Source organism: Kribbella sp. (assembly GCF_035687465.1).
Classification (GTDB): domain Bacteria; phylum Actinomycetota; class Actinomycetes; order Propionibacteriales; family Kribbellaceae; genus Kribbella.
Map to the genome: position 1 here is coordinate 1 of NZ_DASRXP010000651.1, position 4,807 is coordinate 4,807.

Annotated in this window: 5 protein-coding genes; 1 reads left to right on the forward strand and 4 read right to left on the reverse strand. The window is 66.7% G+C overall.

Annotated features, from left to right (window positions below; all coding sequences use genetic code 11):
• Positions 1 to 253 (forward strand): hypothetical protein (locus VFG33_RS34655; RefSeq protein ID WP_325057242.1); only part of this gene is annotated, 253 nt, incomplete at its 5' end.
• Positions 254 to 305: 52 nt separating this feature from the next.
• On the opposite strand, the gene VFG33_RS34660 is transcribed toward VFG33_RS34655, so the two are convergent.
• The 4 genes from VFG33_RS34660 to VFG33_RS34675 form a co-directional block, all read right to left on the reverse strand.
• The gene (locus tag VFG33_RS34660; RefSeq protein ID WP_325057243.1) at positions 306 to 1,496 is read right to left on the reverse strand and encodes a sigma factor-like helix-turn-helix DNA-binding protein; all 1,191 of its coding nucleotides are present in this window, start codon (positions 1,494 to 1,496) and stop codon (positions 306 to 308) included.
• Positions 1,497 to 1,597: 101 nt separating this feature from the next.
• Positions 1,598 to 2,146, reverse strand: a complete 549-nt coding sequence (locus VFG33_RS34665; protein ID WP_325057244.1) for a hypothetical protein — start codon at positions 2,144 to 2,146, stop codon at positions 1,598 to 1,600.
• Between the two features lie 162 nt (positions 2,147 to 2,308).
• Positions 2,309 to 3,679 (reverse strand): amidase, encoded by a 1,371-nt coding sequence (locus VFG33_RS34670; RefSeq protein WP_325057245.1) that lies wholly within the window; start codon positions 3,677 to 3,679, stop codon positions 2,309 to 2,311.
• Between the two features lie 526 nt (positions 3,680 to 4,205).
• On the reverse strand, positions 4,206 to 4,807 hold a 602-nt coding region (locus VFG33_RS34675; protein WP_325057246.1), incomplete at its 5' end, for an SDR family NAD(P)-dependent oxidoreductase.

Sequence of the window (4,807 nt, forward strand, 5' to 3'; positions counted from 1 at the left end):
TGTCGCCCTGCTCGGTGACAACGCGACTGTCACAGCAGCAAGGGACTGGAGCAAGGCTGTCTCCGACCTGTATCACCTCCTGACCGACACGGATGCGAGCGAAGCCCAGTTCCTTGAGTTCTTTCAGCGCGCACACGTCCAGCGTGATCGCTACTACGAGGCGGCGCGTGCCAGCCTTCAAGTCGGCGCCGACCGACTCGAGCCAGCGCCGGAAATCGCCGCATGGAGGTCGTTGGATCCGCCACTAAGCTGACCGGCTCAGCCCGGCCAGCCGTCCGTCCGTCCGTCCAACTCGAGTACGCAGGTCAGTTTCCGTTGTCGTGGTGTTGTCGGCTGCGCTCGATGTGGAGTCTTGGGCGATGGTCGGTGGGTGATTCGGGGAGGCCGGTGAAGAGGTCTGGGAGGTTGAAGGCCTCGAACAGGGTGAGGTCGAAGAAGGCGACGGCGTGGATGATGCCGGTGACGGTCAGGGTGAGAACCTGGATCTGGAACGCGCGGTGGACGTTCTCGACCGGGTCTCGCATGTAGACAGCGAATCCGGGTTGGCCGTTCGCCTTGATTGGTACTAGGACCTGGTCGCCGGGGCCTTCCGCCGGGCAGTGGGTGGAGATCAGGCGGCCGATATTCCGGGGCCCGCGGAACCATGAGGTGAACGGCGGCATCTCCCAGATCGCGTCGGCGTCGAACAGTTCGACGATCGCCGGTACGTCGTATTGCTCGAACGCGAGGGCATACCGCTCAAGCAGCAAACGTTGATCGGCGGCGGTCAGGTGACCTGGTCCTGGGTCGAAGCGGTCCCGGGCATCCGCGATGAGGTTGTCGATGGCGAACGGACTGGTCTCGAGCACCTCGGCGATCGCCGTACTCGGCCAACGCTCGACGTCGCGCAGAGTCAACGCAGCCCGCTGCTCAGCCGGTAGGCGTTGCAAGGCTGCGACGAACTCCAGCCCAACATGCCCCACCCCGTACTGCGAGCCGCCGCGTCCGCCAGCGACCAACGGGCCGGCGGGGCTCCCCGGCACCAGTCGGTCGGCGCGTCCGCTGGTACTCAATGGGTCCGCACGTCCGCTGGTACTCAATGGGTTCGCGCGGCCGCTGGCAGCCGATGGGTCAGCGCGGCCGCTGTCGATCAGGTGGTCGGGGGCTGGTTCGAGCCAGAGGACCTCGGGGCGCTCGGCCAGCTTTCCCTCAGGCTCGCGGCTCGGACGGGTGAGGTCTTTCGGGAGCGGGCGGGGATCCGCGGCTGCGGTCAGGCAGTACCGCGTCGCCGTCCCGTAGAGCCAGCTTCCGGCTCGCCCATCGGGACCACGGAGGCCCTGCGTCGCGCCGTACGGGCTGGTCGCGAGTTCGGAGTACCGGCTGGCGGCGAGGTGGTAGGTCTTGCGCACCACCCCCTCGGCCTCGCGGACCGACCCGAGCATCCGGTAGCAGTGCGCCACCAGCCCGCGTCGAAATTGGTCGGCCGGGTACCCGTCACTGCCGCGATGATCTGCCATGGCACTTGCCCCTAGGCGTCTCCTCGATCCAAAACCTCCCTACAAGCTACCGCCACCAGCGGTCCGCCGGGATCGGCTCCCGAGGGAGCTCAGGTGGTCGCTCAGCTCGCCTTCGCCTTCGACTTCTTTGCAGCGGTGGTCTTCTTGACAGGCTGTACCTCAACAACTTGCGGTGCCTGGCCGGCCTTGAGGTGGACGACGAGATCGTTCCTGTGCGCGGTTCTGGCTGTAAGCAACACCTTCGCTAGCGCCGAGGGCTGGGCCTTAGGCGCTGCCTGCACTAGTTGAGAGACTCGCTGATGGGAGACGCCAAGCATCTTGCTCACGTCTCGGACTGGAACACTCGCACCCGACAATGCCGATGCGAACTCCCGCGTGAGTTCTGCGACGAGATCATCAAGTTGCTTTGCGTGCCTGCGGAGGTCATCGACGAGCGCCTTCGTCTCCAGTACGTCCTGGCCCGCAACCTTGACGCCAGAGATCGAGACCGTCACCTGAGAGATGGGAACATCGACCGTCACCGCGATGTACTCCCGCGCCATCTTCTCCACCTCGTCGAGCCGGCGGGCTTGCGTGAGTCCATCTAATTCAGGAATCTCGATCATCCACCAGCGTCCCTCGCGCGCCACTGCTACCTCGTAGTTCGTCATGAGTCCTTCCCCTCACCTCGGCGAGCGCTCTGTAGACCTTCCGAACAACGCCATCGGAGATTGCCCTGCGGTCTAGGCTAGGTGACTAGACACTTTTAAGGCAAATCTGATAGACAGTTCTGGCCAGCTGGAGCCAGTTCCCCCGGGAGGTGATCGCGACGGTCAGGGAGTGGGCCAGGGGTGGTGGGGGGATTGGTGTTCGATCGTGGTGGCGAGGGTTAGGGCGGGGAGGTCGTGGAAGTGGGGGGCGGCGATTTGGAGGCCGATGGGGAGGCCGGTGGTCGTGTAGCCGCAGTTCACGGAGAGAGCGGGGTGGGCGGACATGTTGTACGGGACGGTGAAGGCGATGTGTTCGAACGGCTTCAGGGGGTCGTCGGTGGGGTAGGCGAGTTCGGCGGGGAAGGCGGTGATCGGGGCGACCGGCGACAGGATGAAGTCGTAGTCGGCGAAGGCGTTGTCGACGGCGACTGCCATTGCGCCCATCTGGGAGAAGCCGTGGTAGACGTCGAACGGGGAGAGGTCGCCGGCGGTGGAGACCCAGCGGCGGATCTCCGGGAGAACCTTTGCGCGGCGTTCTTCGGGCAGGGCCTTGATGTCGTACGCGGATCGCACGCGCCAGAAGCGGTCCAGCCCGTCGAGCATTTCGCGGGTGATGACCGGGGCGATCGGTTCGACGATCGCGCCTGCCTTCTCGAGTTGCGCCGCCGCCGACGAGACCGCGGCGGCGACCTCGGGGTCTACCGGCAGGCCGAGTCCGGCGTCGAGCAGCAGTGCGATCTTCAGACGTTCCGGGCTGGCGGGGTCGGTGGTTCGCGGTAGGGAGGTGGAGTCGCGGCGGTCGGGGCCGGTCATGACGGAGAGCGCGAGCGCGGCGTCGGCCGCAGTACGAGCGAGAGGGCCGATTGCCCTGCCTGGGTACGGGTTTCCGACGGCGACTCGTCCGTGGGTGGGTTTGAGGCCGACGACGCCGGACCATCCGGCGGGCAGGCGGATCGAGCCGCCGATGTCGGTGCCGATGTGGATCGGCCCGTAGCCAGCGGCGGCCGCTGCGGCGGCACCGGCGCTCGAGCCGCCCGCAGTACGGGCCAGGTCCCAGGGGTTGCGGGTCAGCGGGTGGAACGTGGAGACGCCGGACGAGAGCATCCCGTACTCCGGCATCGTCGTCTTACTGAAGATCACGGCACCGGATTCTCGAAGTCGGGCCGCGGCGGGGGCGTCCTCGGTTGCCGGGATCAGTTCGGTCGCGGCCGTGCCTTGCGGTACCGGGGTGCCGCGAGTGGCGATGTTCTCTTTGACAGTGACCGGTACGCCGTCGAGCGGGCCGGCTGGTTCGCCGCGAGTCCACCGGTACTCCGAATCGCGGGCGGCGGCGCGAGCTCCGGAGGGGTCGAGAGCGTAGGTCGCGGAGAGCTTGGGCTCGAGTTCTTCGACCCGGGCAAGCACGGCCTCGACTACCTCGACGGGTGAAACCGAGCGGTCGCGATACCGGTCCAGCATCTCGACGGCGGTCAGATCAGCAAGACTCTCAGTCATCCAGCACTCCAGGCAGTCAGTTCAGCGAGGCCGTCGGTCACCCGGCACTCCAGGCGGTCAGTTCAGCGAGGCTGTCAGTCATCGTCAGCTCCTGGTGCTTGGCCGGCCACGTCCTCATGTGTAGTCCTCTCGAAGAGATCCCGGACCGCCAGGCCATCACAACCGCGCTCCTTGCACCGTCGCGAGCCTCAGGCACCCGGCCTGATCCGGATTGTGATGCCGTGGCGGTCCGGCATCTCCCACCTCGACGAGGCCGTCGGTTGTCCGACACTCCTGGTGGTCGGCCCACCACGGTCGCCACGCGAAGTCCTCTCGACGACATGCCGGACCGCCAGGCCATCACAACCGCGCTCCTCGCACCCTCGCGAGCGTCACGCACCCGGCTCGACCTTGATTGTGATGGCGTGGCGGTCCGGTACCCCGTCCGCTCGACAATGCTGTGGGTCATCCGGGACCGAGGCGGTCAGGTCAGCGGCGCTACCGGTCGTCGAGGTGGTTCGCTCGTCCAGCATCGGGCTCCTGGTGGTTAGTTTGGTGGGTTGAAGCGGCCGTCTACGGCGGTCCAGCCTCCGTCGACGGCGAGGACGCTGCCGGTGACGAACGAGGAGGCGTCCGAGGCGAGGTACACCACCGCGCCCGCGAGTTCGTCGGCACTGGCCCAGCGGCCGAGCGCACTCTTCTGCGCGTACGCCTCGTACCACGCTGGGTCCGCCTTGATCTGCGCGGTGAGCGGCGTCTCGACGACACCCGGCGCGATCGCGTTCACCCGCACGCCCTGCGGCCCGAACTCGGCAGCGGCAGTCCGCAGCAACTGAACGAGTCCCGCCTTGGTTGCCGCGTACACCGATTGCCCGGGCTCAACAGTCGTCGCCCGGATCGAACTGAACCCCACGATGCTGCCCCGACCCCGCTCCACCATCCCAGCCCCAAACGCACGAACCAGGTCGAACGAGGCCCGCAAGTTCAGCGAAACAACCCGATCAAACTCCTCACCGGTGTAGTCGAGAATCCGCTTCCGTACGTTGGTCGCAGCCGTGAACACGAGCACATCCACATCCCCAAGCTCCACCGCCGCAGCCGCAACCGCCCCTCCATCAAGAACATCCAGCCCGTACGCCGAAAGCCGCG